Origin of the sequence: Tamaricihabitans halophyticus (assembly GCF_004340875.1) — a bacterium.
In the GTDB taxonomy this organism is placed as follows: Bacteria; Actinomycetota; Actinomycetes; order Mycobacteriales; family Pseudonocardiaceae; genus Tamaricihabitans; species Tamaricihabitans halophyticus.
Genome location: NZ_SLXQ01000003.1, coordinates 365,628 through 391,945, shown reverse-complemented (window position 1 = coordinate 391,945; position 26,318 = coordinate 365,628). Strand labels below are relative to the sequence as shown.

Below are 26,318 nucleotides of genomic sequence, written 5' to 3'. Positions count from 1 at the left end.
GAGCGGGTAGACATGATGGGAGACTGACCACCGATATGACGCTGCCATCTACTCCCGAGCAGGACGGTATGACGACGACCGTGACCAAACCGCGCCCCCGCCGGGGGAAGAAGAAGCTGATCATCTCGCTGGTCGTGCTTCTCGGCCTGCTGGTCGCGGCCGATTTCGTCGCGGCGACCGCAGCCGAGCACAAGGTGTCCCAGACGGCGCGCGAGCAGTTCGATCTCTCCGATGATCCCTCGGTGACGGTGCACGGTTTCCCATTCCTCTATCAGGCACTCACCGGGGAATACGGCGAGATTAGCGTGTCAGCAGCGGGTGTTCCGGTCGCCGATATGCTGCGGGAGCTAGAGATCAATGCGAATTTGCGAAACGTCGAAGCGCCATTGAGCGACCTGCTTTCCGGAAATACCAACAGCATCGTGATTGGTGAAGCGGAAGGCCAGGTGAAGATCAAGGCCAGCGACGTCGGCCGCGCGGTTGGCGTGCCCGATCTGGAGATCACCCCGGTCAGCGAGCGCAGGGTGCGCATCCCGGAAGACGAGGATGACCAGGACGACGCCGAGGCGCGGGAGAACGAGGCCGAGGACACCACGGCCGGTCTGCGCCTGGACGGCACCCTCGGGCTCGCCGGGCAGGAGACCGAGATTTCCGTGTTCGCGATCCTCACGCTGCAGGAACAACAGGTGGATGTGCAGCCCCGCCGCGTGGAGATCAGCAATGACGAGATCGACACGGTCATTCCGGGGCCAGTGCAGGAACAGATCTTCAACCAGTTCTCGGTCAACCTGGACCCGGGTGAGATGCCCTTCGCCGTGACGCCGACCGCGCTTACCGCGGAGGACGGCGCACTGGTGGTGAAGGGCACCGCGAGCGACGTGCGGTTCGGCGAGTAGCGGAGGCGCTGGCGATGGTCGGATGGTGGGTCCTACTCGGCACACTGGCCGGTGGATTACTGCTCGGCCTGCTCGCCCGCGCCCGCAACGGGCGGATCCGCGCCACCCAGCAGGCGCGCACCGCCCCGACACTGCCCGCGCCGGTTCGTGAACTGCTCGATCCGGCGGCCGAGCTCACCCTGGTGCAGTTGTCCAGCACGTTCTGCGCGCCCTGCCGGCAGGCCCGGGCGGTTTACGAGCAGTTCGCCGCGACCGCCTCGGGTGTGCGGCATGTCGAGCTGGATGTGACCGAACGCCCCGAGCTGGCCAGCCAGCTCGGAGTGCACCGCACGCCCACGACCATCGGATTCGACCAGGCGGGCGCAGAAATACTGCGCATCAGCGGGGTGCCCAAGCTGTCCGACCTGCGGGCGGCGCGCGGCGGGACCAGCCCAGTTGAGTAATCCCAGTTGAATAATCTCACCGTTTGGACGTATTCCCACATACAGGGAGCAAGCCGGTACTCTCGCTCTCGTGTACACCTTGCTGACTAGGCGCCGCGCGGTAGACCTCTGCCGCGTGCGAAGCAGCCTTTGTCCAGCAGCGCGCTGACCGCGGCGGATCAGGTACTACCCGTTCACCTGCGCTTCTCGCAGTATCGCCGCACCCATGCCAGCCCGTGAGCTAGGTCAGGAGGTGACATGACTACTGGCGAACCAGCGAATGCCAGTGCTTCGCATTCCATCGATCCACGTGGGCCACGCTTCGCGGCGTGGCTGACCACCGTGGTGCTCGGCGTCGTACTGGTCACCGAATGGTGGCCGGTGCTGCTCGCGCAGACCGCAGTGTTCGCGATCGGCGCCTTCGCCGGTCCAGGCTTTGCCCCGTATGGGGTGCTCTATCGCCGGCTGGTCGCGCCGCGGTTGCGGCCGACCAGCGAATGGGAAGAGGTCGCGCCGGTGCGCTTCGCGCAGCTGGTCGGCTTTGTGTTCGCGGCCGTCGGCACGGTGGGTTTCGCCACCGGTGTCGTCGCGCTTGGTGCCGTCGCCACCGCGGCGGCACTGCTCGCGGCGTTCCTGAACGCCGCGTTCGGTCTTTGCCTCGGCTGCGAGGCATATCTGTTGGTTCGGCGCCTTGGCCAGTTCGGTGGCCGTACGGCGCATTGAGTGTTGTCCGCATGAAGTGACGAAAGAAAGTGAGAGCCGCTCCATGAGCCGCGAAGACGTGCTGGTCTCGACCGAGTGGGCAGAGCAGAACCTGGAAGCCGACGGGGTGGTGTTCGCGGAGGTCGATGAGGACACCAGTGCCTACGACACCGGCCACATCCCGGGCGCCGTGAAGATCGACTGGCGGACCGACCTGCAGGACCCGGTGCGCCGCGACTTCGTCGACAAGGCCGGCTTCGAGAAGCTGCTCTCCGAGAAGGGCATTTCGAACGACGACCAGGTCATCCTGTACGGCGGCAACAACAACTGGTTCGCCGCCTACGCGTACTGGTACTTCAAGCTGTACGGCCACCAGAACGTGCGGCTGCTCGACGGTGGCCGCAAGAAGTGGGAGCTCGACGGCCGCGCGCTGTCCACCGACGAGGTGAAGCGGGCAGCCACCAACTACACCGCCAAGGACCAGGATCTGAGCCTGCGTGCCTTCCGCGATGAGGTTGTCGACGCGATCAACACCAAGAACCTGGTGGACGTGCGCTCGCCAGACGAGTTCACCGGCAAGCTGCTTGCGCCCGCGCACCTGCCGCAGGAATCCGCGCAGCGCGCCGGGCACGTGCCGAGTGCGCTGAACGTGCCGTGGGCGAAGGCGGCCAACGAGGACGGCACCTTCAAGTCGGATGACGAGCTGCGCGAGCTCTACCAGGAGGCCGGGCTGGACAGCGGTAAGGCCACCATCGCCTACTGCCGGATCGGCGAGCGCTCCTCGCACACCTGGTTCGCCCTGCACGAGCTGCTCGGATTGTCCGATGTGAAGAACTACGACGGGTCCTGGACCGAGTACGGCTCCCTGGTGGGCGTGCCGGTCGAGACCGGAACGGGAGCATGATCATGGCTGATGGTTGCGGCGCACCCGCCCAGGCCGCCGTGGTGGCCGGCGAGGACACCGGGGACCAGGTAGTTGTCGCGGGCAAGGTGCTCGCCGGCCAGGCGCCGGTTGGCGGTGCCTACGTCCGGCTGCTCAATGCCGACGGCGATTTCGCCGGCGAGGTGCAGGCTTCGGCTGGCGGAGATTTCCGCTTCTACGCCGCGCCGGGCAGCTGGACCGTGCGTGCCCTGCACCGCACCGGCAACGGTGAGGCCTCGGTGCGGGCGGAGGGCCCCGGCCTACACCAGGTAGCGATCGCGGTCGCCTAACCAGCCGAGAACGGGTGCCACCGAGCGAGTCCGGTGGCACCCGTTTCGCATTTCATGAGGCGGGTCACCGGCTGGCCGGCTCGGTGATCCGGGCGGCGCCGGATATCCTTGACGGTGTGGAGATCTTCTTTACCGCACTGTTGATCGTGGTGGGTTTGCTTACCACCTGGTTCGCCGTCTACGTGGTGTACCGGTTGTACACAGACTGACTTCGACGTGTTTTAGTGAGCCGATGACTGCCGACCAGGACGGACCCACCACCCCGTCACCGCCACTCACCAGCGGGGACGCCGCGATCGCCGCTGCGGCCGAACGGGCCGAGTCGACTCGCGACCGCAACCTGCCGCAGTTCGCCGACCTGCCGATCGCCGACGATACGGCGAACCTGCGCGAGGGGCCGAACCTCAACGATGCCTGCCTTGCGCTGCTCCCGCTGATCGGTGTGTGGCGCGGCGAGGGCGAAGTTGTCTACCCGACCATTGACGGGCCGTTCAAGTTCGGTCAGCAGATCACTTTCGCGCACGACGGTCGTCCGTTCGTGTACTACGAGGCCAGGTCGTGGCTACTGGACGACGCTGGCGAGGTGATCCGACCGGCGGCGCGCGAAATGGGCTGGTGGCGCCCACAGCCAGCGGACGACACGCTCGAGCTGCTGCTTACCCATTCCAGTGGCATCGTGGAGATCTTCTACGGCCAGCCGAAGGGACAGACGTCCTGGGAGCTGGCCACCGATATGGTCATGCGCACCGGAAGCGCCAAGGACGTGAACGCGGCCAAACGCCTCTATGGCCTGGTCGGCAACGGCGATCTCGCCTATGTCGAGGAGCGCGCCATGCAGGGGCAACCGATGCAGCCACACACCTCGGCATACCTCACCCGCGTCGTTGGTTGAGTTCCGCCGTTGCGGCCAGGACGGTCTGCTCGCCGAATTCCGCGAGCTGTCCGAAGTGGATGCCGCGCGAGCGCTGCTCACCGCTGCCGCCGAGCGCGGCGCGCTGCCGGAACTGGCCGAGTTGCTGCCGGGCGCCCGCACGCTGCTCGCCGTCGTCCAGCCGGGTTCCCGTGGTCTGGACACGATCAGGGAACTACTCAGCGAGGCTGACCTGACCGATCCGCCCGCGCGCGACTCGCGCGAGCTAACGTTGGCAGTCCGCTATGACGGGCCGGATCTCGAGCTGGTCGCCCGAACCGCCGGTGTATCCACTTCGGAGGTTGTGGCGCTGCACGCGGATTCGCTGTACACGGTGGCGTTCTGCGGTTTCGCGCCGGGATTCGGCTACCTCAGCGGGTTACATCCGCTGCTACAGCAGCCTCGGTTGGAGTCGCCGCGTACCTCGGTGCCGGCCGGTGCGGTTGGCGTGGCCGGCGAGTTCAGCGCGATATATCCGGGTAGCTCGCCGGGCGGCTGGCGGCTGATCGGTAGTTGCGCGGCACCGCTTTTCGATCCGCGCAGGGAACCGCCCGCGCTGCTTTCTCCCGGCGATCGGGTGCGCTTCGAGGTCGTTCGATGAGGCGCGCGCTGACCGTGCTGGCGACCGGGGCACAACTACTTGTGCAGGATCTCGGCCGGCCGGGGTATGCGCATCTCGGGGTGCCGCCCTCGGGCGCGCTGGATCAGCCTGCGCTGCGGCTGGCGAACCGGCTGGTCGGCAACGCCGAGAACGCTGCGGGCCTCGAGGCGCTGCTCGGCGGGGTCCGGTTGCGCGCCGAGTGTTCCTGCACGGTGGCGATCACCGGACCGGATGTGCCGGTGCGCATGGCTGGGCGCGCCGTGGACACCCATACCCCGCTGCATCTGGCGGCTGGCGCCGAGCTCAGTGTGGGCGCGCCGGGGCACGGGTTGCGTAACTACCTGGCGGTCGGTGGTGGCGTGGCCGCGCAGCCGGAGCTCGGCAGCCTGGCAACCGATGTCCTGTCCGGGCTCGGCCCCGCCCCGGTGCGTGCCGGAGATGTGCTGGCGCTCGGTGCGGCTACGGGCCCGCCGAGCGGCGTTGACCAGCTGCCCTATCCGTCGATCCCCGGCCGGCTCGTGGTTGACCTGCTGCTCGGCCCGCGTGACGACTGGTTCAGCGATCCGGCCGGGCAGCTGACCGGGCACGACTGGTCGGTGACGGCGCAGAGCAACCGCGTCGGGCTGCGGTTGTCCGGGGAACCGCTACGGCAACTCGACTGCGAGACGCAGCTGCCAAGCGAGCCGGTGCGTACCGGGGCGGTGCAGGTGCCACCGAACGGCCAGCCGGTGATCTTCCTCGCCGACCATCCGACCACGGGCGGTTACCCGGTTATCGGTGTTGTCGACGCCACCGCGCTCCCCGCGCTTGCCCAGGCCCGTCCAGGCAGCATCATCCACTTCCAACCCCGCTAAAGAACGCGGCTACGCGGAGTCAGCTGAGCAGGTCGAGTGCGGCTTTCTCGATCTCCGGTTCGCCAAGGAGCACCTGCTCGGTGGCCGGGCCGAGCGGCACGAAACTGTCCGTACTGGTCACCCTGCGCATCGTGCCGGTGAACCCGTGATCGACAAGCGCGGCGAACACCGATTCGGACACCCCGCCGGACTGCCGCGTCTCGTCCACCACCAGCACGCGCCCGCTGGCGCCTGCGGCGGCGAGCAGATCAGTCACTGGCAGCGGGGCCAGCCAGCGCAGGTCGAGCACTCGCCCGTTGATCCCGCGATCGGCGAGCCGGCGTAGCACCCGCAGGCTCATCGGGACCCCGTTGCCGAAGCTGACCAGGGTCAGATCCGTACCCGTGCCATAGGTTCGCGCGCTACCCACCGGAATGCTCGCGGTGCCGACCGGGGCCAGCCACTGCTCGTCGCCGGCCTCGTGCAGGTCCCTGGTGTGGTAGAGCGCGATCGGCTCCAGGTACACCACGACCCTGCCCTGCTCCCGGGCAGCGGCAACACAACCGCGCAGCATCCCCGCCGCGTCGTCCGCCCTGCTCGGCGATGCGACGAGCACGCCAGGGATATCGCGCAGCGCGGCCACCGAGTTGTCGTTGTGGAAGTGCCCGCCAAAACCCTTCTGGTAGGCGTAACCGGCGATCCGCACCACCATGGGATTGCGGTACTGCCCGGCGGAGAAGAACCCCATTGTCGCCGCCTCGCCTCGGATCTGGTCGATGGCATTGTGCACATAGGCCAGATACTGGATCTCCGGGATCGGCAGGAACCCACACAGCCCCGCACCGAGCGCGGTGCCAAGCACCGTCTGCTCGTCCAGCAAGGTATCGAAGACTCGGGTGGCGCCGGAGGCCCGCTGCAGGCCCTTGGTCACGCCGTACACGCCGCCCTTACGGGCGACGTCCTCGCCGAATACCAGTACATCCTCGGCGGCGGCGAGCTGTTCGCCAAGCGTGTGGTTGATCGCTTGGGCAAGGGTTACCGGATCTCCAGCGACCTCGGCCGGCGTGGCGGAACTGCTGGGCGTGGCTGGCAGTGGCGGGATCGCGGCGGTCACCTCGTCGGTGGCGGCGAACCGGGGCTCGGTTTGCACCTGCGTACTTATCCGGCTTACCTCGGCGTGCTTATCCGCGTACGCGGCAAGAATCTCGTCCGGCGTGCATACGCCGGATTCGACGAGCAGTCGCGCGGTGGCGAGTACCGGGTCCTTCGGGTAGTCCGCGGTGATCTCCGACCGGCTGCGATAGCCCTGCTCAAGATCGGAGCCGGCATGGCCCATCAGGCGAACCGTGCGCAACCGCAGGAACGCCGGTTTTCTGTTGGTACGAACGAAATCCGCCGCATCCCGCGTTGTCTCTACTGTGGACAGTAGATCAGAGCCGTCCGCATCGAAGTACGGCAAACCTTGGCGCTGCGCGTAACTGTGCTCGATCCACCCGCCGGGGGTACGCACGCTGATGCCGATACCGTTGTCCTCGCAGACAATCAGCAGCGGCATGGAAACGCCCTGATAAGCGCAGTGCAATGCCGAATTGATCGCACCGACGGCAGTCGAGTGGTTTGCCGAGGCATCACCGAGGCTGCACACCACGATCGCGTCGGCTGGCCACTCCGGGCGCAGCCCGGCCTGGTTGGCGCGATCCAGCCCGAAGGCCAATCCGACCGCGCGCGGCAGATGCGAGGCGATCGTGGAGGTCGACGGCAGCACGGCAAGTTGCTTGCTCCCGAACACTTTGTGCCGGCCACCGGAAATCGGCTCGTGGGTGGAGGCGACCACGCCGCGCAACACGTCCCGCAGCGGGTCGGTGCCAGCCACCTGGGCGGCTCGGGCCAGGAAGAAGCCACCGGACCGGTAGTGCAGCAGCGCGGGGTCGGTCGGTCGCAGCGCCGCCGCGACCCCGGCATTACCCTCGTGCCCGGAGGAGCCGATGCTGTAGTAGCCGGCCTTCGCCTTGCCCAGTTCGCGCGCCATCAGGTCGAGCTGCCGGCTGCCCAGCTGGGCGTCGAACAGCTGGCGCACCTGCTCCCCGGTAAGCACCCCACCAGGCACGATCGGCTCGCCCGCGTCCCTGCTTCCTACGGTACGCAGTTGCCCGATCACCCGGCGGAAATGCTCGTCGATCTCTTCGGCCATACCCCAATCTTCCCGTGCCACCACCCGCACGCGCAGTCCCGGAAAGCCCGCGAATCGCTACGGCTGGCCGCAAGATCACGTGAGGCTGGCCGAGGTTGCTCAAGAAGTGAGATCGGCCCGGCTGATCCGCATCGCGGTGAGCACGTCGCCGCTGAAATCAACATCATCCGCGCCGCTGCTTGCCACGAACTGCAGGATGCGTTCCCGGAACAGCCGCACATGCGCGCAAGCCACCTGTTCGGCCGCATCCGGATCACGCGCGGCATAGGCGTCGATCAACGCCGCGTGATCCTTGCTGACCTTGGCGAAGTGGTCATCCAGCCGACGCTGGCTCCACTGCTCCGCACCGCCAAAGGCCAGATAGCCAAGGCGCTGCCCCTCATCGTGGATGCGGTCGGCGAGCACGGAAAGGTACTCGTTGCGCGCGATCCGCGCCTCCGCGCTGTGCAACGCGGCGTTGGTGGCGGCGATATCCGTCGCCGAGCGACGCGCGATGGCGTCGTTCACCGCGGCCTCGCGCTCCCGAAGCTCGGCGATCTCCTCCGGCTCCGCACGGATCGCGGTCAACCGCGCGATCGCCTTCGCGGTAACGATATGCGCTTCGAACAGATCACTGATCCCGGCCAGGTCCAGCGGCCTTGCCGTGAACCCGCCACCCGGATGCGCACGGATCAGCCCTTCGGACGCGAGCAGGAACAGTGCCTCGCGCAGCGGCGTCCGACTCACACTGAGCTCCTTGCTCAGCTGGAGATCATCGATCCACTCGCCAGGCGGGAGCTGCAGGGTCATATACCGCCGTTTGATCTCGGCGTAGACCCGGTCCATGACTGTTCGTTGTCGCCGTCCCACCTGCCCATCCTGGCATGCCAGCCGCCGGCCCTTGACCCAAGCCCACCCTTCTGTATTATTTCTGCATGCAAAACGACGGGACGCGAGCGGAACTGCCGGTCCCGGTCGAGGTGGAGGACAACACCGGCCGGTGGATGGTGGACGGGCTACCGATGGTCCTGGTGCCACAGCACCTGATCACGAACAGCCTGGCCGCACTTGAAGATCGACTCGGCGCCGAATCGATGGAGGTGTTTCGCGCCTCGGGCAACCGCTCGGCGCGGCAATGGTGCGCGCATGAATCGGCGCGACTCGACCTCTCCGGCGCCGCGGTACTGCGGCACTACCTGGACCGCCTCTCCCGCAGAGGCTGGGGCCAGTTCACCATCGACGAGTTCGACGAGGAGACCGGGCACTGCCGCATCCGGGTCGCGCATTCAGCGTTGATTTCCGGGCGCGACGTCGCCAGGTCATGCTATGTGTTCGAGGGCTGGCTACAGGGTGCACTCGAATTCATTGGCCCAACATTGACGAATTCGTCACCGTTGACAATCCAAGAAACGCACTGTGCAATCAACGGCGACGAAGCGTGCGTATTCGCAAGTAACTGACCGAGTTGCCTTAGCTACCAAATAGACCCCGGGTAGCTGCCTGGTCACGATTACGACCCTGCCGCAGGCGAGAGGGCGTCATGAATAGTGGAAACACGACCGAAGCCGTGGATGCAAAAACACTTCGGAAGGTGATCCGAGCCGCTGCCATCGGGAATTTTGTCGAATGGTTCGACTTCGCGCTTTACGGCTTCCTGGCGACGGAGATCGCGCATAATTTCTTCCCCAGCGACAACGATACGGCAGCGCTACTGAATACCTTCGCGGCCTTTGCGGTGGCTTTCGCGCTGCGCCCGATCGGTGGCGCCTACTTCGGCGGGCTCGGTGACCGGATCGGCCGCAAGAAAACGCTGGCCATCACGATCGTGCTGATGTCCGCCGCGACACTGGCGCTCGGCCTGCTGCCCACCTTCGCGGCGATCGGCATCGCCGCACCTATCCTGCTTGTGCTGGTCAGATGCGTGCAAGGGTTCTCGACCGGTGGCGAGTACGCCGGTGCCTGCGCCTTCGTACTTGAACATGCCCGTCGTAACCGGCGTGCCTGGTACTCCAGTTTCCTTCCGGTGAGCACCTTCGCCGCCTTCTGCGGCGCGGCGGTTATCTCGTTCGTATGCAGTAGCGCGCTGGGTGAGCAGGCGATGACTGAATGGGGATGGCGAATCCCATTCCTGCTCGCCGCGCCACTTGGTATCGCGGGTTTCTACATTCGTAACAAGCTGGATGAGACACCCGACTTCCGCCGCATCGAGGACAGCGACAAGGTTGCCGCGGCGCCGTTGCGGGAAACCATCCGAACCCATTCTCGCGCCATGCTCAGGCTCGGTGGATTCGTTTCGGCAACCGCACTTTCCTTCTACATGTTCACCACCTACATGTCGACCTATATCCAGGTCACCGTGGGCGAAGGAACCGCACGCACCCTACTGTCCAATGTGCTCGCATTGCTGTTCGCGGCAGCTCTCTGCCCATTCGTCGGCAGGTTCTCCGACCGCGTTGGCCGTAGGACCACCATGTTCAGCGCCGCGGCACTACTGGTCGTCGGCAGTGTGCCCGCGTATCTGCTTGCTGGCCTCGGCGGTGTCCCGGCCACTTTCGCTGGCCAGGTAGTGCTCGCGCTCGGCGCGGTCAGCTGCAATGTGGTGACCGCCGTGCTACTCGTCGAGCTGTTCCCCACCCGGGTGCGGTACACGGCGTCGGCGCTCACCTACAACCTGGCATACACGGTTTTCGGTGGCACCGCGCCGTTCATGGCGACCTTCCTGATCGACCAGACGGGCGATCCACTCGCACCCGCGTACTACCTCACGATCGTGGCCGTACTGTCCCTGGTTTCCGCGCGAACCCTGCCGGAAACCTCGCGCCGCGATCTGTCCACATCGGCCCACGAACCCAGTAAAAGCCCCGCAGCGTAAGGAGATCCGGTGCCCGAAATGCTGGTAATCGAGAATGTCACCTTGCTCGATTGTGTTTCCCCCGAGCCGATCGAGGGCGCCACGGTTGTCGTGGAAGGTACCCAGATCAAAGAGGTCAGCACGACCACACCGCCGGCGAGCGCTGGCGCCAGGGTCATCGACGGGCGGGGTAAGACCCTGCTGCCCGGGTTGATCGACTGTCACGTGCACCTTGGCGCTATCGACGTGAACGTGCTCGAACAGCATCGCAACTACCCGGCGAGCCTGGCCGCGCTGAAGGTTGGCCGGATCATGCGGGAGACCCTTCGGCAGGGTTTCACCACCGTGCGGGACGCGGGCGGCGCAGACTACGGGTTCCGCCTTGCCGTCGAGCAGGGGCTGGTGGACGGCCCCCGGGTGCTGGTGGCGAACCGCCCGCTGTCGCAGACCGGCGGGCACGGCGATTTCCGGCGGATGGCCGAGGTCGACGATCCGCTTTCCTGCTGCTCCGAGATCGGCTACGTGATGCAGGTCTGCGACGGCGAAGGCGAGGTACTCAAGGCCGCGCGGGAGCAGATCCGGCGCGGGGCGAATCAGATCAAGATCATGGCCAGCGGCGGCGCCATGTCACCGACCGACGCGCTGGACGCCGTCCAGTTCACCACCGCCGAGTTGCAGGCGGCGGTGACCGCGGCGCGCGGCGCGGGTATTCCGGTGATGGCGCACGCCATCGCGCCGGAAGCGATCCAGAACTGTGTAGCCGCGGGTGTGCGGTCGATCGAGCACGGCAATCTGATCGACGAGCCGACCGCGCGGATGATGGCCGAGGCCGGCACCTACCTGGTGCCGACGATGAGCGTTTACCAGAACCTGTACGAACGGGGTGCCGAGTACGGGGTGCCCGAGCACAGCATGGGCAAGGTGCGCTTCGCGCTGGAGCAGGCGGGCAATAGCTTGGAAACCGCGCTACGTAATGGTGTGCGCATCGCGTCCGGTTCCGATCTGCTCGGTGAGTCCGCGCGGGACAAAGCGCGCGAGTTCGAGCTCAAGGCCGACGTGCTCGGCGCGTACCCGGCGATCGTGTCCGGCACCCGGACCAGCGCCGAGCTGCTCGGCCTTGAAGCCGAGATCGGCACCGTGGAGGTCGGTAAACGGGCCGACCTCCTGCTCGTGGACGGCGATCCACTCGCTGACCTCGGGCTGCTGCGCAAACCGGGCGGGCTCGCCGCCGTGATCAAGGACGGCCGCCCAATAGCGGACTGAGCAGTAGCGACGACTCCCAGTAACCGCGTTCTCTAGGGCTAGCGCGGTTACTGGGAGTCAGTAGAGCGATTCGTAGATCGACAGCAGCTGCCGGTGCAGCCCGCTGGCGTCCGGCAGCGCTTCGCCGTCGATGGAAACCACCCTGGTCACCTTGCGCACGCTGGACACGAGCAGTACCACGTCGGCCGCCCGCAGATCGTCCATGGTCAACGGTTCCACCTTGACCGACCAGCCACTGCTCTCCGCGCCGTCGAACAGGCCGGCCTGCGTGGTGCCCGGCAGGATCCCGGTGCGCGCCGGCGGGGTACGCAGCGTCTCCCCCTGCGCGATCACCACGGTCGAGGTCGGGCCCTCCAGCACCGAACCATCCGCGGCAAGGAAGATCACGTCATCGGCATCCCGCCGCTCCGCCTCCCGCAGCGCGGCCATATTCACCGCATACGACAGCGACTTCGCACCGAGCAGCAGCCACGGCGCCCGCTCGGCGACCTCGGGGCCGAAGCCGCGCTCCAGCGTGACCACCGCGACGCCGGCCGCGCGCTGCCGCAGCACCTTGTCCGCGATCTCCTGCGCAAGCACGAAGGCGGTCGGTTCCCCGGAACCCTCCGGACCGCGGGTGTACACCAGCTTGACCGCGCATTCCCGTTCGGCTGGCCAGTTGACCAGCGCGGTGTGCACCGCCTGCCGCCACGCCTCCCGGTCCGGCACCGGCAGGTCCAGCTTGGCGGCGGAACTCGCCAGCCGGTCCAGATGCCGGTCCAGCTCGCGCGGTTTGCCGTCCACCACGAGCACGGTTTCGAAAATGCCATCGCCACGCAGCAGTCCGAGGTCGTCCACTCGGATATGAGCGGCTTCCGGATCGCCAACGGTGCCGTCCAGGAATACGAGTACGCGCATACCGGCGAGCCTACGGTTTCCCGGCAGCTACCTCACAGGGCGTCCTACCATGGGAACGTGGTATCCCAGGATGGGGCAGCGGGCACAGCGCCGAGCGCGCGCACCGGGCTGCGCAAAACGCTGCACGAACGCGGCCTGCGCATGACCCCACAGCGTCAGCTCGTCCTCGAAGCCGTACGACAGCTCGGGCACGCTACTCCGGAAGAGATCTGTCAACAGATACAGCAGACCGCGCCAACGGTGAACATCACGACCGTCTACCGCACGCTGGACCTGCTCGAACAGATCGGCGTCGTACGGCACACCCATCTCGGCCACGGCGCGCCGACCTACTCCGCCGATGAGCACCAGCACGTGCACCTGGTCTGTCACCGCTGCGGGCAGATCAGCGAAGTAGCCTGCGAGCTACTGGACGGGGTCGCGGGAACATTACGTGCCGAATACGGGTTTGAACTAGACGCGAGTCATCTCGCGCTTTCCGGGCACTGCGCAGACTGCATGGAGAATTCGTGAGCTCACCCTTGCTTGAGGTACCGGGCGCCGTCCCCGCACCGGACGGCCACCACGACGCGGGCGTGCCGTGGCATTTCGGCGACCCGTTCGCCGAACAGCGCACCGCCTCCAGGGCGGCCATCGTGGTCGACCGCTCGCACCGGGAAGTGGTCGCGGTACCCGGCGACGACCGGCTGGACTGGCTGCACGCGCTGACCACCCAGCACTTCAACGCGCTCGGTGAAGCGGCTGGCAGCGAGGCGCTGGTACTTGACCTGCAGGGACGCATCCAGCACCACGCGGTCGTAGCCAATCTGGACGGCTGCGTATGGCTGGACACCGAGCCCGGGTACGCCGATGGCCTGTTCGGCTATCTCGACTCGATGCGTTTCTGGTCGAAGGTGGAGCCGCGGCAGGCGAGTGCCGAACTCGCGGTGTTGAGCCTGCTCGGGCCGAAGGCGGACGAGATTCTGGCGGCACTCGACATCGCGCTGCCCATCCAGCCGTACGCGGTCCGCGCGCTACCGGAGGGTGGATTCGCCAGGCGGATGCCGTGGCCGCGTACCGGTTCGGTCGACCTGCTTGTCCCGCGCGCCGAGCTCACCGAGTGGTGGCGCCGGTTGACCGACGCGGGCGCACGGCCCGCTGGTTCCTGGGCTTACGAAGCGCTGCGCGTCGAGTCGTTGCGGCCGCGGCTGGGTGTGGACACCGATGAGAAGGCGATCCCGAACGAGGTGAACTGGCTCGGTTCGGCTGTCCACCTGGACAAGGGCTGCTACCGGGGGCAGGAAACCGTGGCGAAGGTGTACAACGTCGGCCAGCCACCGCGCCGGTTGCTGCTACTGCACCTGGACGGCTCGCCGGAGGTGTATCCGGAAGCGGGCCAGCCGGTGCGGCGCGGCGAGCGGGTGGTCGGCCGTGTCGGATCGGTAACCCAGCACCACGAGCTCGGCCCGATCGCGCTCGCGCTGATCAAACGGTCCGTGCCGGTCGATGCGGAACTGCACGCGGGCGCGGACGACGAGGTGGTGCAGGCGGCCATCGATCCGGACTCGGTGCCCGAGGGACACGAAGGCGCCGGTCGGGTCGCCGCCCGTAACCTCAGGGGCGCCTGACCCCAGAGGCGCTTAACCCAGAGGCGCTTATCCCAGAGGCGCTTAACCCAGGGGCGCCCTGTGTCCTGGCGTGCATGCGCTCGCTACGACGTGCCAGGATCGGGGCATGACTACTGCGGGGACCTTGATCACCGTCGCGCCCACCGGGGCGGAACACGACAAGTCAGCCGTACCGAACCTGCCGGTGACCCTGGACGAGCTGGTCGGCACCGCACGGGACTGCGAGCGGGTCGGCGCGGCGATGATTCACGTGCACATCCGTGGCGCCGAGGCGGAGCCAACGCTGGATCTCGGCAGGCTCCGAGAGACGGTTGCCGCGCTCAGGGAGAACACCGACCTGATCGTGCAGCTGTCCACCGGCGGCGCGGTGACCGACGCCGAGGAAGACCGGCTGCGCGTGCTCGAAGCCGCGCCCGACTCCGCGTCATGCACCATGGGCACGGTCAATTTCGGCGACGCGGTCTTCATGAATCGCTGGGATTTCATCGTTGAGCTGCACCGCCGCATGCGGGACAGGGGCATCGTGCCGGAGTACGAGATCTTCGATCTCGGCCAGCTCGCGACGCTGCGCCGGCTACTGGACAGCGAGGGCCCACCTGCCGGCGGACGGGTGCACGTGGACCTGGTCATGGGCGTGCCTGGCGGGATGCCCGGTGACGCGGAAACCGTCGCCGCCGCGCTTCGGCTGCTGCCGGACGGCGCAAGCTTCTCCGCCACCGGCATCGGCCGGACGACCATGCCGGTGATGCTCACCGCGCTGGGCGCCGGGGGCCACCTGCGGGTCGGCATGGAGGACACGATCAACTATGCGCGTGGTGAACGGGTGAAGGACAACGCTCAGCTGGTGGCCCGCGCAGCCGGGCTGGCCAAGATCGCCCAGCGCCCGCCGATGCCGGTCGCCGAGGCGCGTGCGCTGATCGGCGTAGCCGGGTGAGGTCCGCATGGGTGAACTGGCACTGGCACGCGGCGAGGGAATGCCGGAGGATGATTCCGTGATCGAAGTTCGTCCGGGTGGGCGCAGGCGGATTGACCGGGTACTTGCCGCCGATTTCGTAACGGATATCGCGCAGCTGGCGCTGACCGAGCTGCGCGGCCGGCGCGACGAGGCGGCGCAGGAAGAAGCCGACCTTTCGTATCTGCGTCGGATGCTGCATGCGCGAATCGACATCGTGCTCGCCGAGCAGCAGCGGCGCGCCGAAGGCGGTTCGCATACCGTCGTTGACCAGCTGGTCAGCATCCTTTCGGACAATGCCGTCGGCCCGGCGATGGGTTCCGGCCGGCACCGGCTGGTCGAACCGTCGCGCGCCGAGGCGCACCGCAGGCATGTGGAAGCGCTGGTTTCGGACGCCGATCTGTCCAACGTCGGTGAGCTCAGCGCGGAGAAGCTGGCCTCGGCGCTGCGCACCTACCGCACGGAGGAGGAATCGGTCTCCACCCGGAGGCGCGAGGTGCAGGCGGTGATGGACACGCTGAACGCGGAGATCGGTGAACGCTATCGCGCGGGCACGGCTTCCGTGGACGAGCTGCTGGACGCCGCGCGCGAACCCGCCAAAGACGACGAATGAATCCGGTACTGGCCGAAGTCGAACGAAACGGCGTTGTGGAAAGCGTCCATCGGGGGACCGTGTTGGTGCTCGACCCCGATGGCAAGCCGCTGCGCGAGCTCGGTGACCCGTATGCGCCGTTCCTCCCTCGCTCGTCCGCCAAACCGATGCAAGCGCTTGCCATGCTGCGTGCCGGGCTGTCCGTGCCGGCCGCGGACCTGGCGCTGATCAGTGCCTCGCATAGTGGCGAGGCCGAGCACGTGCGCCGGGTTCTCGCGCTACTGGACACGTTCGGGTTCGCCGAGGAGGACTTGAAGTGTCCGGTCGGCCCGCATGACGGGCGCAAGGCGACCATGAACTGCTCGGGCAAACACGCGGGAATGCTCGCCACCTGCGCCGTGAACGGCTGGGATCCGGCGAGGTATCTCGAACCCGAGCATCCGCTACAGCGGGCGATCGCGGCGACGATTACCGAACTCACCGGTGAGCCGATCGCGCTGAGCGCGGTGGACGGTTGCGGCGCGCCGCTGTTCGGATACTCGCCCGCTGGGCTCTGTTCGGCGTTTCGCCAGCTGGTGGACACCGAGGTGGCCGCGGCGATGCGGGCCAACCCGTTCCTGGTCGCGGGCACCGGCCGGGAGGACACCGTGCTGCTCGAGGAGGTCGACGGCCTGCTGCTCAAGGGCGGCGCGGAAGGGGTGCACGCGTTCGCGCTCGCCGATGGCACGGCCGCGGTGTTCAAGATCGACGACGGTGCCGCGCGGGCACGGCCCACCGTACTGCTCGCGCTACTCGAGGAGCTTGGCATCACCCTCAGTGAGCGAGCGCGCGGGATCGTCGAGCCCGTCTACGGTGGGGGCGCCGAGGTCGGCGCCATCCGCCCCGGCCCCGAGCTCGCTAACCTTAAAGAACGCGATCACGGAGCGCACCCGCGCGGGCGCTAGTTGATGCGCTCGCGTGAAGCCAGCTCGCTCCAGAAGTCCCGCAGCCGCTCGAAGCGCTCGGCAACCTCCTCGGCATCCCCGCTCTCCAGCGCGGTGACAATGCCGTGCACGTCCGCGGCCGAGCTGTCCTCGGCAAGCATCTCGTCACTCATCACCTGCACCAACCCGCCGTAGTCCAGTTCAACGGCCGAATGCGGGTGGAACCGCCCCAGCCACTCACGGGTATCGGAAAGCAGCTTCGCCGGGCCCTGCTCGCCGAACGAGTCCACGGCCAGCTGCCGCGCATGCTCCACCCGCTGCCGCGCCTGCCCCATCGACGTCCGGTAAACCACCTGCCGCTCCGGGTCGTTGCGCTCGCCGAGCAACACCTGCCGCTGCGCAGGGTCGATCAGCGTGAACCACGGCAGCGGCACCGAGTACGCGCTGGAGAGCACGTGCACCGCGGCGCCAGCCACATCGGCGAGCGCGGCCGAGGCATGCGCCCGTATCTCCTCGACCGGTGGCGAGATCGACGCCGCTCGCAGCACCGGATGCGCGGTACCAAGAAAGTTCACCAGCGCCGCCGCCGAGCGCGCCCTGATCTCCAGCGGGCACACCAGCGGGCCAGGCCCGACCACCACCGAATCGCCCTCGCTGGTCTTGCCGGCCGGCGGGATATCGGCGGTCCGGAGGACCAGTACCTCGCGCAAACCACTCGGCGCCGCGCTGCCATCGGGCAGCTCGGCGGGCAGCATCCGCGCGGGAACAGCCATTTGTGACCTAAGCCATAGCAGCTGTTCGCGCTCCCCCGCATTGGCACGCGTCACCCGGCTGGCGGCAATTGCTTCCCTGAGTTGCCCGGCCAGCTCCGACCCAAAGGCGGACACTGGTTCGTAGACGCGCAGGTAAGCGACGAACGGACGTAGCACGACTGAATCGTGGCACGCCCCGGCCACGATTCGCTGCCCCCGCCGCAGTGTCGCGCTAGGCACACCGAGCCACGTCGCATCCAACCCCAGGGACAAGGTACGGTAGACCAAGGAAATAGTTGTCGAGACCGAGCGGGGCCGCCGATTCCCCCGGCCGCCCCGTCCCTGTGCGAGGGGGTCGAGCCATGGGGCGCGGCCGAGCTAAGGCCAAGCAGACGAAGGTGGCCCGGGAGCTCAAGTACAGCACTCCCCAAACGGATTTGGAGGCGCTGCAGCGAGAGCTGTCGGGCCAGCCCTCCGATGACGGAAATGGTGACGACTCGTTCGTCGATCCGTACGACGACGAGTACGAGGAGCGCCGACGCTGACGCGCGGCGTTCGAGTGCGCCGTTGAGCGCAGCGAACGGTAAAGCGGTGCCGGACTAGCCGGCACCGCTTTCGCTGTCCACCCCACCAAGCTCGTGCGCGAGCTGCTCGAGTTCGGCACCGCCGGCCATCTGCCTGGTGAGTTCCGCGAGGGTGATTTCCGCCTTCTCCGCCGAACCGAGACTTCGCCCGCGCTTGAGCACCAGGAACCGGTCGCCGACCGGATACGCATGGTGCGGGTTATGCGTGATCAACACGACGCCCAGTCCCCGATCGCGCGCCTGGGCGACGTAGCGCAACACCACGCCCGCCTGCTTCACGCCGAGCGCCGCCGTCGGCTCGTCCAGGATCAACGCCTTCGCGCCGAAGTGGATCGCTCTGGCGATCGCCACGCACTGCCGCTCGCCACCGGAAAGGGTGCCCACCGGCTGTTCCACATCCCGCAGATCGATCCCCATCTCGGCGAGCGCGCGCTTCGCGACCGCCTTGCCCTTCTTCCGGTCGAGTACCCGCAGCGGACCGAACCCCACCGTCGGCTCGGAGCCGAGGAAGAAGTTCCGCCAGACGCTCATCAGCGGGACCACCGCGAGGTCCTGGTACACGGTGGCGATCCCGGCATCCAGCGCCTCGCGCGGCGAGCCGAAGGTGGTCGCCGCGCCGTCCACCAGCATCCGCCCGGAACTGTGCTGGTGCACCCCGGCCAGGATCTTGATCAACGTCGACTTGCCCGCGCCGTTGTCCCCGAGCACGCAGGTGACCTCACCGGCGTTGACCACGGTGGACACCTCGCGCAGCGCGAGCACACTGCCGTAGGTCTTGCCGACGTCCTCGACCCGGATCAGCTCGTGCGTCATCGTCGTACCCTTTCCGCCCTACGCCGCAGCGCGTTGTTCACCAGCACCGCGGCCAGCAGCATCACGCCGAGGAAGAGCATGAACCAGTCGCTGTCCCAGCCGGCGAACACGATGCCCTGCCGGGCCATGCCGAAGATCAGCGCGCCAACCGCGGCCCCTACGGCCGAACCGAAACCGCCGGTGAGCAGGCAGCCACCGATCACCGCGCCGATGATGAACTGCAGCTCCAGCCCGATGCCCTGATTCGCCTGCACGGTGGTGAAGCGCAGCACGTTGATATTGCCGACCAGCCAGCCGGCGAAGGCGGTGGTCATGAACAGCGCGATCTTGGTGCCGACCAGCGGCACGCCAACGGCACGCGCGCTCTGCGCTGCGCCGCCAACGGCGAAGATCCAGTTGCCTGGTTTAGTGCGCACCAGGATCAGCGCGGCCACCGCGGTGAACGCGATCCACCACAGAATCGAAACCCGGAACTGGGTACCGAACAACTCGAAAGTAGACGCGAAGAAGAAGCCGACCGATTCGTATCCCGGCGCCGAGGCGACCCCGGAAACCTGCACGGTTCCGGTAACCGCCTTGGTGACGCCCAGGTTCAGTCCCTGCAACGCGAGAAACATGCCGAGCGTGATGATGAAGCTGGGCAGCCCGGTCCGCATCACGAGCACCCCGTTGAACAGGCCAACGGCCAGCGCGAACAGCAACGAGAGCAGCAGCGCAACCCACAGGTTGAGGCCGACGTTGGCCGCGAAGATCGCGGTGACCAACGCGGTCGAGGCGGTCATCACGCCGGCGGAGAGGTCGAACTCGCCGCCGATCATCAGCAGTGAAACGGCCACGGCCATGATCCCGAGCGTCGCGGCGTCGTCCAGCCAGACCGCCACCCCGCCGGTGGTCAGAAACTGGTCGGTCACGATCGAGAAGAACAGGAACACCACGATCGCGCCGATCAGCGCGCCAATCTCCGGGCGAACGACGAGCCGTTCGAGTACTCGTGGCCGGCCGATCCGCTCATCGCGCTCCGGCTCAGTTTGGATGTCTGTCGTCATCTGTGCTCACCGACCTACCGGGTGCCGCGCGAGGCGTACTTGTTGACCTCGTCCACGTTCGAGGAATCCACGAATCCGGGCCCGGTCAACACCTGCTCGCCGCCGCCGAGGGTGTTCCCGTTGTCCCGGTATAGCTTGAGCATCACGATCGGCAGGTAGCCCTGCTGGTACTGCTGCTGATCCACGGCGAAGAGCACGTCCCCCGCCTTGATCGCGCTCAGCACATCCGGGTTCACGTCGAAGGTCGCCACCTTGGCGTCGGTACCCGTCGAGCGAACCGCGTTCACCGCGTTGGCCGCGATCTGCGGGTTCAGCGTCAGCACGGTGTCGATGTTCTGATCGGTCTGCAGCGAACCGGTGATCCTGGCCTCCACATCGGCGGGGTTGTTGATATCCACCTGGAGGTTGCGGAAGTTGTTGCCGCCGAAGCCGTCCCGCGCGCCGCCGCACCGATCGTTCAACCCGACGTTGCCCGCCTCGTGGATCACGCACAGCACGTTGCGCCTGTTGCCATCAGCAAGCCGCTCACCGGTGGCTTCGCCCGCGATCCGCTCGTCCTGGCCGACGTGGCCGATCGCGCCGAACTCCTTGCTCTCCTCGGCTCCCGAGTTGATCGTGACCACCGGGATGCCGGCTTTGCGTGCGTTCGCGATGGCGTCCCGCAGCGCGTCCGGGTTGGCCATGGAGACCACCAGGCCAGTCGCGCCCTGCGCGACCGCGTTACCGATCAGCCGCGCCTGGCCGGCCGGGTCCGGGTTCTGGCTGTACTCCACGCCAACACCCAGCTCCTCGCCGGCGGCTTCAGCGCCGGCCTTGACCACATCCCAGAAGGCATCGCCCGGTGTGCTGTGCGAGATCACGGCGACCCGCAAGGGCGCGTCGCTATCGGCCGCCGCACCGGCGTCGTCCACTGGCTGCTGCGCGGAAGGACCGGTGCAGCCGGCAAGGACCAGTGCCGCGCATACCGCGAGCACCCACGGCAACCTGGTTCCTCGCCATCGGGTTCTTGAACCACAAGACATCGTTGTCTCCTCGCTAGCGCCACCGGCGTGGCTACACCTCGGCGCCGGTGGCGCGCAACAGTTCGTGCAGCCGCGCCAGGCTCTGCTCGGTGTCCCGCCGGGGTAGATCCTCGTCCGCCGTACCGTCCTGCGGCAAGGCAGTGTCCTGTTCCAGTACGTACCAACCGCGATAGTCGACTTCGGACAGCGAACTCAGCATGGCAAGTAGATCCACGTCGCCCGCACCGAGCGGTACGTAGATCCCCTCGGCTACCGCTTGGGTGTAGCTGATTTCCCCGGAACGAACCCGATCGGCCAGATCCGCCCGCACATCCTTGAGGTGCACGTGGCCGATCCGCTCCGGGTGTTCGCGGGCCAGTGTCACCGGATCCGCCCCGCCGATCAGCAGATGCCCGGTGTCCAGGCACAGCGGCAGATCCGAATCGGCGACGAACCGGGCCACCTCGTCAGCGCGCTCCACATGGGTACCCACATGCGGATGCAGCACGGTGGCCAGACCATGCTCGGCGGCCGCATCCCGTATCAGCGCACAGGTTTCCACCAGGGTCCGCCATTCGGCAGCGGAGAGCGCCGGCCGTTCGTCGTAACCGGTCAGCCCGGTCGCCGCGGCAAGCACCAGCACCTCGCCGCCGACCGAGGCGAGCAGTTCCGCCAGCTCGGTCGCCTCGGCTATCGAACTGGCCTGCCGCTGTTCATCGTGCAGTACGGTCGCGTAGAACCCGCCGACAAGTCGCAGTGTGCCAAGCGCGGCCCGCAACTCGGCCGGTTCGGTTGGCAGGTACCCAGGTGGTCCCAGTTCGGTCGCGCGCAGCCCGAGCTCCGCCATCTCACCGAGCACGACTTCCCGGTCGAGCACCTTGCCCCAACCGGGGACCTCGCAGACACCCCAGGAAATCGGCGCTGCCGCGATCCGTACCGCCATCGGCTTCCCTTCTGAATTAGAGCGCTCTAATATGTTGAAGCGCTCTAATCGTGTAGTGCGCGTCACACCGTGTCAAGAGGCAGGGTGCACGAGGAAGGGGACGCCGATGCCGGCTCGGCCAACGATGGACGATGTGGCACGGCATGCTGGCGTATCCCGCGCGCTCGTCTCCCTCGTGATGCGGGATTCGCCAAAGGTCGCTCCGGCAAGGCGAGCGGCGGTACTGCGCGCGGCCGAAGAGCTCGGCTACTCGCCGCATGTGCTGGCTCGCGCGCTGGCCAGCCGTACCTCGACGGTACTCGGCGTGCTGGTTTCCGATCTGCGCAACGCCTTCTTCGCCGAGGTGGTGGAAGGGCTGGACGCGGCCGCGCGGGCGGTCGGGTTCGAAGTCGTGCTGAACACTGGCGGCCGGAAGCCGGCCCGCGAGCGCGAGGCGCTGGATCGGTTGCTCTCCTTCCGACCAGCGGGAATCGCGCTGCTCTCCCCAGTGCTGCCAAGCGGTGCGATCGGCAAGGCGGCGGAATCCTGCCCGGTAGTGCTCGTCTCCCGGGGCTCCCGGCTGAGCAATGTAGACACCGTGAACGACGATGGTGAAGCCGGCGCCGCACTCGCCGTGCACCACCTTGTCCGCCTTGGACATACCGAGATTGTCCACCTGGACGGCGGTGGCGGGGCGAACTCCACCAGCAGGCGAAGGGGCTACCTCGCCGCGATGCGCGAACACGAGTTGCGACCGAAGGTGATCCGCAGCGAACACACCGACGAGGCCGGCGCCAAGGCGGTGGCCGAGCTGTTGCGTGGCAACGAGATGCCCACCGCGCTGGTGGCCGGGAACGACTTCAACGCGATCGGGGCAATCTCCGCGCTCGAGGACGCCGGCTACCGCGTGCCCGCCGACGTTTCGGTGGTCGGCTACGACAACACCTCCCTGGCCGCGCTCCGGCATGTTTCGCTGACCACGATTGACCAACCGCGGATGGAACTCGGCAGGCTCGCCGCGACGGCGCTCGTGGAGCGGATTCGCGGCGAGCGCACTGCTGCCGCCCGCCACCTGCTCAACCCGGAGCTGGTGATCCGGGATACGACCGCAGGGCCACGAACGAAGGGACGCGAGACATGAAACTCGGACTTGCCGGCGCTGGGCGAATCGGTGCGTTCCACGCCGCGACGCTGAACTCCGCGACAGGCGTCGAAACGTTGATCATCGCGGATACCGCGGTGGAGCGAGCCAAGCAGGTCGCGGATGACCTCGGCTGCACCGCGGCGGCCAGCATCGACGAGTTGTTCGAGGCGAACCTGGATGGCCTGGTGATCGCCGCGGCTACCGATGCGCACGCCGAGCTGATCACCAGGGCGGTCGATGCCGGGCTTCCGGTGTTCTGCGAGAAGCCGGTCGCTTCGGATGTCGCGGGCACCGTCGCCGTGCTGCGGCACGTGGAACAGGCCGGCGCTACGGTGCAGATCGGCTTCCAGCGCCGGTTCGACGCTGGCTACCTCGCCGCACGCGAGACGGTGCGGTCGGGTTCGCTTGGCTGGCTGCACACCCTTCGTGCGACCACATTGGACCCTGCGCCGCCGCCAGCCGAGTATGTCCGTTCTTCCGGTGGTTTCTTCCGCGATTGCAGCGTGCACGATTTCGACATCATCCGCTGGCTGACCGGGCAGGAAGTGGCTGAGGTGTACGCCGTCGGCTCCAACCGGGGCGCCGAGTACTTCGCCGAGGCTGGCGATGTGGACACGGCAAGCGCGGTACTGACCCTTGTGGACGGCACGTTGGCGCAGGTCGCCGGAACCAGGTACAACGCGGCTGGCTACGACGTCCGACTCGAAGTGCTCGGATCGCAGGACAGTGTCGCGGTTGGACTGGATGACCGGTTGCCGTTGCGCTCGACCGAGCCGGGTGTCGAATGGCCAAGTGGTCCGGCCTATCCGATGTTCATGGATCGGTTCCATGATGCCTACGCGGCCGAGCTACGCGCGTTCACCGAGGTCGTTCGCGGCGACCGAGCGAATCCCTGCACGGTCGCCGACGCACTGGAATCCTTCTATGTGGCGGAAGCCTGTGAGCTATCCCGCCGCGAGCGGCGTCCGGTGGCGCTCGCCGAGGTCCGGCAAGGCTAGCTCAGGCATCCCGGTGCTTGACCACGACAATAGACGCGACGAGGAACGCGAGTGACCAGGGCGCAAGACCAGCGGTATCGGGCTGCGTATCAGTGACCGGCTGACCGGAAACCAGCGGGCTGAGCACGAACAGGTACAGCAACAGTGCCGCCGCGGCTGGTAACACTCGGCGAGTAAGCGTGCCAAGCGCAGCGCCCAGTACCGTCAACACAGCCAGGTAGCCGATCGCGTTCAGCGCGCTCGGCACGAGCAGGCCGGCATCGAGCGCGCCGGCCGCCTCGGCGAGCAGGACGTAGCCAAACAGGACACCGCCGCCAACGACCAGCGCGGCTACTACGAGCGCGAGCAACAGCAGTGCCGCCGTGGCGGCGAGTCGCTGGCTAACGCGTTGCGGCATCGCGAGCAAGGTGGTGCGGATCTGGCCACCGGCGTACTCGGAGCAGGCCGCCAGTACGCCGAGCAGCACGAAACCCGCCTGGGCGTAAGCAACGGGCTGAACAAGCACCTTGTCCAACTCAACTGGACCGGTCGGCGGCGCCGAGCTGAGCGCGAGGGTGAGCAGCAGCGCGCCGCCGAAAGTACCAGCCAGTGTCAACCAGAACGCCGGCAGCGACCAGAGTTTGACCAGTTCGCTGTGCATAGCACGGCAGAACACGTGTATTCGTCCACATCGGAGCAATGCGCTCACGCGTCCCTCCTGGCGAACACCAGCTTGGCGACGATGAGTAGTCCGGCAACCCACACTGCCATCACCGCGCCACCGAGCAACGGGGACAGTTCGACATCCGTCGCCAAGTCGCGGGAGAACATCCGCATACCAGCGAGATCCGGAAGGTAGTTGGCCAATGGCGTTGCCTTGGTGAGCAGGTAGCTGACGCTGACCGTTGACGAGTTCACCAGCAACACGGCAAGCGGGATTATCCCGCTACGCGTGAAGGCGGTCAGCCCGTAGCCAAGCAAGGACATCAGCACCCAGTACGCGATAACGCCGCCCATTCGCGCGAGATCATCCCCGGTCAGCGCGAGCACACCAACGCCCTGGCTGAGTCGCAGCACGCTGAACACGGCAGTCGTTGCGAGGATCGCCAGTACGAAGCTGGTGCTGCCCACCACGAGCGCCTTCGCCAGGAACAGTCGACCCCGTGTAGGTACCGCCGTCAGTGTGGTGTTGATCTGCCGCCCACCGGCCGATTCCGCGCCCTCGCTGGTGTACTCGCTACTCATCGCGATGACCCCAAGAACGATCGCGCCGAGCACACCGACGGCCAGCTCCTGGTAGCCATCATCGACGCGGGGAGCCGCCCGGCCCGCGAGGAGCACGATTCCGGTTGGCACCAGCACACCCACGACACAGGCGAACCAGAACGCGGGAAGCGAAGCCAGCTTCGACAGCTCGGCGCGCACCGTCCTCATCGGTCAGCGCTCCGCTGACCGATGGCCGCGAAGAACGCGTCCTCGAGGTTCCGGTAGCCGGTGGTCACGTCCGCGAGCGGGCCGTTGGCGACGATCTTTCCCGCGCGGATCACCACGACGTCGTCCACGGTTTCGCTCAGCTCACCGATCAGGTGACTGGACAGCAGGACGGTACGGCCTGCATCGGCCTGATCGCGCAGAAAACCACGAATCCACCGGATCCCGTCCGGATCGAGCCCGTTGACCGGCTCGTCGAGCACCAACATCTCGGGATCGCCGAGCAGCGCGGTAGCGAGCCCGAGGCGTTGGCCCATCCCGAGCGAGTAGGTGGCGACCCGGCTGCCCGCGGCTTCCGCGATGCCCACGAGTTCCAGAACGTCCTCGACCCTGGCGGCATCGATCCCCGCCGATCGGGCCACCCAGCGCAGATGTGCCCTGCCAGTGCGCGAGCGGTGCGCGCCCGAACCGTCCAGCAGCGCACCTACCTTGCGGGCCGGATCGCGCAGCGTACGGTACGGCCGGCCATCCACCAGCGCCGTTCCCGAGGTCGCTCGGTCCAGCCCGAGCAGGATGCGCAGGGTGGAGGTTTTGCCGGCGCCATTCGGACCGAGGAAGCCGGTGATCCGTCCTGGCCGGGCCTGGAAGGTGACCTCGCTGAGGATGTGTTTCGTCCGGCGTCGTTTGGTCAACCGCTCGAAGGTAAGCATGGCCATGATCCCACCTCGGCGGCGGCACGATCCGCGTCGTAGCCAGCGGTGAACATCGCGATTCCTGGATCAACCCCTGAGGTGACGACCGCGCTACCGCCAGCACC

31 protein-coding genes are annotated in these 26,318 nt (G+C 67.2%); 20 read left to right on the top strand and 11 right to left on the bottom strand.

The genetic code is table 11. The features are described 5' to 3' along the window. Positions 1-35: 35 nt before the first annotated feature. From EV191_RS12310 to EV191_RS12270, 9 genes are all read left to right on the top strand, one after another. Positions 36-896, top strand: a complete 861-nt coding sequence (locus EV191_RS12310; RefSeq protein ID WP_243658910.1) for an LmeA family phospholipid-binding protein — start codon at positions 36-38, stop codon at positions 894-896. A 14-nt stretch (positions 897-910) separates the two neighbouring features. After that, positions 911-1,339, top strand: coding sequence for a thioredoxin family protein (locus EV191_RS12305; protein WP_132877104.1), 429 nt, complete (start codon positions 911-913; stop codon positions 1,337-1,339). A gap of 237 nt (positions 1,340-1,576) precedes the next feature. Then, a complete protein-coding gene (locus EV191_RS12300; RefSeq protein ID WP_132877103.1) occupies positions 1,577-2,041 on the top strand; it encodes a DUF4395 domain-containing protein in 465 nt (154 codons plus the stop codon). 43 nt (positions 2,042-2,084) lie between these two features. Then, on the top strand, positions 2,085-2,924 hold the full coding sequence (locus EV191_RS12295; protein ID WP_132877102.1) for a sulfurtransferase: 840 nt from the start codon (positions 2,085-2,087) through the stop codon (positions 2,922-2,924). A gap of 2 nt (positions 2,925-2,926) precedes the next feature. After that, the gene (locus EV191_RS12290; protein ID WP_132877101.1) at positions 2,927-3,232 is read left to right on the top strand and encodes a DUF1416 domain-containing protein; all 306 of its coding nucleotides are present in this window, start codon (positions 2,927-2,929) and stop codon (positions 3,230-3,232) included. A gap of 14 nt (positions 3,233-3,246) precedes the next feature. After that, the gene (locus EV191_RS12285) at positions 3,247-3,441 is read left to right on the top strand and encodes a hypothetical protein (RefSeq protein WP_132877100.1); all 195 of its coding nucleotides are present in this window, start codon (positions 3,247-3,249) and stop codon (positions 3,439-3,441) included. A 23-nt stretch (positions 3,442-3,464) separates the two neighbouring features. Continuing rightward, positions 3,465-4,124: a heme-binding beta-barrel domain-containing protein gene (locus EV191_RS12280; RefSeq protein ID WP_132877099.1), complete on the top strand. Its 660-nt coding sequence runs from the start codon at positions 3,465-3,467 to the stop codon at positions 4,122-4,124. Continuing rightward, positions 4,117-4,743, top strand: coding sequence for a 5-oxoprolinase subunit B family protein (locus EV191_RS12275; RefSeq protein ID WP_243658909.1), 627 nt, complete (start codon positions 4,117-4,119; stop codon positions 4,741-4,743). Before EV191_RS12280 ends, EV191_RS12275 begins: the two co-directional genes overlap by 8 nt. After that, positions 4,740-5,597, top strand: a complete 858-nt coding sequence (locus EV191_RS12270; RefSeq protein WP_132877097.1) for a 5-oxoprolinase subunit C family protein — start codon at positions 4,740-4,742, stop codon at positions 5,595-5,597. Before EV191_RS12275 ends, EV191_RS12270 begins: the two co-directional genes overlap by 4 nt. Positions 5,598-5,616: 19 nt before the next feature. Here EV191_RS12270 and EV191_RS12265 read toward each other — a convergent pair whose 3' ends face one another. Together EV191_RS12265 and EV191_RS12260 are read right to left on the bottom strand one after the other, a co-directional pair. Continuing rightward, positions 5,617-7,767 (bottom strand): thiamine pyrophosphate-dependent enzyme, encoded by a 2,151-nt coding sequence (locus tag EV191_RS12265; protein ID WP_132877096.1) that lies wholly within the window; start codon positions 7,765-7,767, stop codon positions 5,617-5,619. Between the two features lie 99 nt (positions 7,768-7,866). After that, on the bottom strand, positions 7,867-8,592 hold the full coding sequence (locus EV191_RS12260) for a GntR family transcriptional regulator (RefSeq protein WP_132877095.1): 726 nt from the start codon (positions 8,590-8,592) through the stop codon (positions 7,867-7,869). Positions 8,593-8,681: 89 nt separating this feature from the next. Between EV191_RS12260 and EV191_RS12255 the strand changes: the two genes are divergently transcribed. From EV191_RS12255 to EV191_RS12245, 3 genes are all read left to right on the top strand, one after another. Then, positions 8,682-9,206: a DUF5943 domain-containing protein gene (locus tag EV191_RS12255; protein ID WP_132877094.1), complete on the top strand. Its 525-nt coding sequence runs from the start codon at positions 8,682-8,684 to the stop codon at positions 9,204-9,206. Between the two features lie 131 nt (positions 9,207-9,337). Further along, positions 9,338-10,618, top strand: coding sequence for an MFS transporter (locus tag EV191_RS12250; RefSeq protein WP_243658908.1), 1,281 nt, complete (start codon positions 9,338-9,340; stop codon positions 10,616-10,618). An 18-nt stretch (positions 10,619-10,636) separates the two neighbouring features. Beyond that, positions 10,637-11,860, top strand: coding sequence for a metal-dependent hydrolase family protein (locus tag EV191_RS12245; RefSeq protein WP_243658920.1), 1,224 nt, complete (start codon positions 10,637-10,639; stop codon positions 11,858-11,860). Positions 11,861-11,917: 57 nt separating this feature from the next. Here the strand turns inward: EV191_RS12245 and EV191_RS12240 are convergent, their stop codons facing one another. After that, entirely contained in the window at positions 11,918-12,757 is an 840-nt protein-coding gene (locus EV191_RS12240) for an aminodeoxychorismate lyase (protein WP_132877091.1), read from the bottom strand. A 57-nt stretch (positions 12,758-12,814) separates the two neighbouring features. On the opposite strand from EV191_RS12240, the gene EV191_RS12235 reads away from it, so the two are divergent. The 5 genes from EV191_RS12235 to EV191_RS12215 all read left to right on the top strand — a co-directional run bounded on the left by EV191_RS12235 (position 12,815) and on the right by EV191_RS12215 (position 16,852). Then, complete coding sequence (locus EV191_RS12235) at positions 12,815-13,270, top strand: Fur family transcriptional regulator (protein ID WP_279388423.1); 456 nt, start codon at positions 12,815-12,817, stop codon at positions 13,268-13,270. After that, positions 13,267-14,364, top strand: coding sequence for a CAF17-like 4Fe-4S cluster assembly/insertion protein YgfZ (ygfZ, locus tag EV191_RS12230; protein ID WP_132877089.1), 1,098 nt, complete (start codon positions 13,267-13,269; stop codon positions 14,362-14,364). The genes EV191_RS12235 and ygfZ overlap by 4 nt, the downstream gene beginning before the upstream one ends. A gap of 106 nt (positions 14,365-14,470) precedes the next feature. Then, positions 14,471-15,298 carry a beta-keto acid cleavage family enzyme gene (locus EV191_RS12225; RefSeq protein ID WP_132877088.1) on the top strand — a complete coding sequence of 276 codons (828 nt, stop codon included), beginning with the start codon at positions 14,471-14,473 and terminating at the stop codon, positions 15,296-15,298. 58 nt (positions 15,299-15,356) lie between these two features. Further along, positions 15,357-15,929: an RsiG family protein gene (locus EV191_RS12220; RefSeq protein ID WP_132877164.1), complete on the top strand. Its 573-nt coding sequence runs from the start codon at positions 15,357-15,359 to the stop codon at positions 15,927-15,929. Beyond that, the gene (locus EV191_RS12215) at positions 15,926-16,852 is read left to right on the top strand and encodes an asparaginase (protein WP_132877087.1); all 927 of its coding nucleotides are present in this window, start codon (positions 15,926-15,928) and stop codon (positions 16,850-16,852) included. Before EV191_RS12220 ends, EV191_RS12215 begins: the two co-directional genes overlap by 4 nt. On the opposite strand, the gene EV191_RS12210 is transcribed toward EV191_RS12215, so the two are convergent. Then, positions 16,849-17,760 (bottom strand): DUF8083 family protein, encoded by a 912-nt coding sequence (locus EV191_RS12210; RefSeq protein ID WP_132877086.1) that lies wholly within the window; start codon positions 17,758-17,760, stop codon positions 16,849-16,851. The two genes, EV191_RS12215 and EV191_RS12210, sit on opposite strands and share 4 nt — an antisense overlap. A 185-nt stretch (positions 17,761-17,945) precedes the next feature. Here EV191_RS12210 and EV191_RS12205 point away from each other — a divergent pair, with 185 nt between their 5' ends. Next, the gene (locus EV191_RS12205) at positions 17,946-18,128 is read left to right on the top strand and encodes a DUF3073 domain-containing protein (RefSeq protein WP_132877085.1); all 183 of its coding nucleotides are present in this window, start codon (positions 17,946-17,948) and stop codon (positions 18,126-18,128) included. Positions 18,129-18,182: 54 nt separating this feature from the next. On the opposite strand, the gene EV191_RS12200 is transcribed toward EV191_RS12205, so the two are convergent. Genes EV191_RS12200 through EV191_RS12185 form a run of 4 tightly spaced genes read right to left on the bottom strand, consistent with a single transcriptional unit; the run spans position 18,183 to position 21,970 of the window. Then, entirely contained in the window at positions 18,183-18,980 is a 798-nt protein-coding gene (locus EV191_RS12200; RefSeq protein WP_132877084.1) for an ATP-binding cassette domain-containing protein, read from the bottom strand. Then, complete coding sequence (locus EV191_RS12195; protein ID WP_132877083.1) at positions 18,977-20,026, bottom strand: ABC transporter permease; 1,050 nt, start codon at positions 20,024-20,026, stop codon at positions 18,977-18,979. Before EV191_RS12195 ends, EV191_RS12200 begins: the two co-directional genes overlap by 4 nt. A 14-nt stretch (positions 20,027-20,040) precedes the next feature. Continuing rightward, a complete protein-coding gene (locus EV191_RS12190; protein ID WP_132877082.1) occupies positions 20,041-21,048 on the bottom strand; it encodes a sugar ABC transporter substrate-binding protein in 1,008 nt (335 codons plus the stop codon). A 31-nt stretch (positions 21,049-21,079) separates the two neighbouring features. Continuing rightward, on the bottom strand, positions 21,080-21,970 hold the full coding sequence (locus EV191_RS12185) for a TIM barrel protein (RefSeq protein WP_132877081.1): 891 nt from the start codon (positions 21,968-21,970) through the stop codon (positions 21,080-21,082). Between the two features lie 106 nt (positions 21,971-22,076). Here EV191_RS12185 and EV191_RS12180 point away from each other — a divergent pair, with 106 nt between their 5' ends. Both EV191_RS12180 and EV191_RS12175 read left to right on the top strand, forming a co-directional pair. Beyond that, complete coding sequence (locus EV191_RS12180; RefSeq protein WP_243658907.1) at positions 22,077-23,090, top strand: LacI family DNA-binding transcriptional regulator; 1,014 nt, start codon at positions 22,077-22,079, stop codon at positions 23,088-23,090. Then, complete coding sequence (locus EV191_RS12175) at positions 23,087-24,091, top strand: Gfo/Idh/MocA family protein (RefSeq protein ID WP_132877080.1); 1,005 nt, start codon at positions 23,087-23,089, stop codon at positions 24,089-24,091. Before EV191_RS12180 ends, EV191_RS12175 begins: the two co-directional genes overlap by 4 nt. 1 nt (position 24,092) lies before the next feature. On the opposite strand, the gene EV191_RS12170 is transcribed toward EV191_RS12175, so the two are convergent. From EV191_RS12170 to EV191_RS12160, 3 genes are read right to left on the bottom strand one after another with little or no spacing between them, the layout of a single operon-like run. Then, positions 24,093-24,779 carry a hypothetical protein gene (locus tag EV191_RS12170; protein WP_132877079.1) on the bottom strand — a complete coding sequence of 229 codons (687 nt, stop codon included), beginning with the start codon at positions 24,777-24,779 and terminating at the stop codon, positions 24,093-24,095. Continuing rightward, complete coding sequence (locus EV191_RS12165) at positions 24,776-25,504, bottom strand: ABC transporter permease (protein WP_132877078.1); 729 nt, start codon at positions 25,502-25,504, stop codon at positions 24,776-24,778. Before EV191_RS12165 ends, EV191_RS12170 begins: the two co-directional genes overlap by 4 nt. Next, on the bottom strand, positions 25,501-26,217 hold the full coding sequence (locus EV191_RS12160; protein ID WP_243658906.1) for an ABC transporter ATP-binding protein: 717 nt from the start codon (positions 26,215-26,217) through the stop codon (positions 25,501-25,503). Before EV191_RS12160 ends, EV191_RS12165 begins: the two co-directional genes overlap by 4 nt. Positions 26,218-26,318 lie beyond the last annotated feature (101 nt).